Source organism: Epilithonimonas pallida, assembly GCF_900182975.1.
Classification (GTDB): Bacteria; Bacteroidota; Bacteroidia; order Flavobacteriales; family Weeksellaceae; genus Epilithonimonas; species Epilithonimonas pallida.
In genome coordinates this window covers 1-2083 of sequence record NZ_FXUO01000020.1, presented here as the reverse complement: position 1 = coordinate 2083, position 2083 = coordinate 1, and the positions used below count along the sequence as shown (strand labels likewise).

1 protein-coding gene is annotated in these 2083 nt (G+C 46.0%); it reads right to left on the bottom strand.

Features of this window, described 5'->3' with window-relative positions:
- A partial coding sequence (locus tag QOL71_RS17650) for a PKD domain-containing protein (RefSeq protein ID WP_283418208.1) occupies positions 1-1979 on the bottom strand: 1979 nt, incomplete at its 3' end.
- Positions 1980-2083 lie beyond the last annotated feature (104 nt).

Here is a 2083-nt window from a genome sequence, read left to right as displayed (position 1 = left end):
ATATTATCATATTCAATGGTATTAGGATCTGAGCTGTTTACGTAGGCGTTGGGGTTACAACCGTTAACACAATTGTTAGCAACGGCACTGATATTCACATCATCTGTGCTGGTACATGTTCCTGTAGTTATAGTCCATCGGAAAGTATAAGTACCTGTCCCGTTAAGTCCCGTAACATTGGTGTTGTAAGCCGATGGTGTCACGATAGCAGGATCAGCAGCACCGGAAGGTTTAGATACCAGTGTCCAGGTACCGGTAGATGCTACTCCCGGATCGTTCCCATTTAGAGTGACTTGTGTTGTTCCTGACAATGCCTGGTCCGATCCTGCGTTGGCGTTGATCTGCGGGGAAACAAATATGGAGAACGTACCTTCTCTGGATGTCCCAGCGCACTCATATTCCTTGCCTATAAAATCTCCGGCAGCACCACTATTTGCTTTTATTTTAAAGACATACTCTCCGGGCATTGTCAGATTTCCAATAACAGTAGATGTTTCGGTAAATCCGGGTGTCCCATAACTTGGTGTTCCTGATCCTGCAGGTTTTGAAACGACACTAAAATTGTATCGGGCATTATACTCCTGAAAATAGCTGCTATTGATTACCTGTTTATATACGGCAGGCAACGGAATAGTTGCTGCTACCACACCACTGCCAGGATAACATATCGTGGTATTAGGTACTGCTACATTCGGTCTGGCTCCATCCGATATATGCAGGAAATAATACATAGTAGTAGTACAAGAGCCATTTGAGAGGCGCACATTAAACTTGTACGTTCCTACACTCCATCCATCCGCCGGAGGGGTTACAGTAACACTTCGGGTTGCTCCGGTTCCTGCTGTTGCAACACCTGGTGCTCCACCTGGAGGTGCTATTCCTGATGATGATACTGTAGAGGTAATGCTTGTCGGGTCATCTGCCGCATTCAGTGTATAACGGAAAGTGATCGGGGTTGTACTACCCGCCATACCGCACTGAACCTCTCCACCGCTACCAACATAAGAATAATATTCCATCTGTTCCGGATCAGAGGCTACTATGAAGGTACCCAATCCGGGGGCAGATCCGCTGTTGGTAAAGGTAATTTCAGGTGTAGTGTAGGTTCCTGAAGAATTTGTAACGGTTAGTGTAAATTTATATATCCCTGGTGTACTGGCTCCTGTAAAGAATAAAATACCATCTTCTATTCTTGTATATTGGATATTCCCTCCGGCAGGCTGGCTGTTTACATTCATTGTAACGGTGGTTCCATAGCTTGGATTACCTGCTGCACCCGGTTGTACCGTAGAAAAAATAGGTGAAGTATTGCTGAGATAAATATAAGTTGAACCGGTACCAAAACAGCCGGAAGAGTTTGGAACTATGATTTGCGGATTCGGAATAAAACGGATGATCGCCGTATCTTCATACCAGCAGTCAGGATTATTAACAGATGTAATCCTAAGTGTTACTACATAGGAAGGGTCGATATCGTGATTAGCTTTCTTAACGAGGCTAAACGTGGTGCTAGCCGACGTGGTAGAGCTGAACTGTGAGTTTTGGCTGGTTTTCGTATTAAATCGTTGGTAGTTCCAAAGATTATAGGCAGACCATGATGCCGTGTACCCTGCAGGCACCACACCATTTAATGTCACTGTTCCCACCGTAGCATTCACATTGGTAATGTCTGGTCCGGCGGTAAAGCCTGTTGTATCTCCCGGCGCGGTAATGGTGACCTGTGAGGTACCGCTGCCGGAGCTGCAGTTTTGTGCCATCTGGAACACATAGTTGCCGGGGAAGGTCATCCCCGTTACATTAGGTGTATAGGAATTGATGTTGCTGATAACGGGGTCAGGTGCGCCTGCCGGCTTGGATACAAGCGTCCAGGTGGGATTTCCAACCGTGGTGCCCGATGCGCTGCCCTGCAGGGTATAGGATGTACCGCATATCGTGGCATTACCCCCGGCATTAACGGTGCAGCTCTGTGCATAGAGCATCCTGTTGCCCAGAAACAGCAAGAGAACAAGCAATAGGTTTTTTGCCTGTTTTGTTGTTAGTTTAGTAGTGTTTTTTTTCATTATGCATTTGTTGTTTATTATTT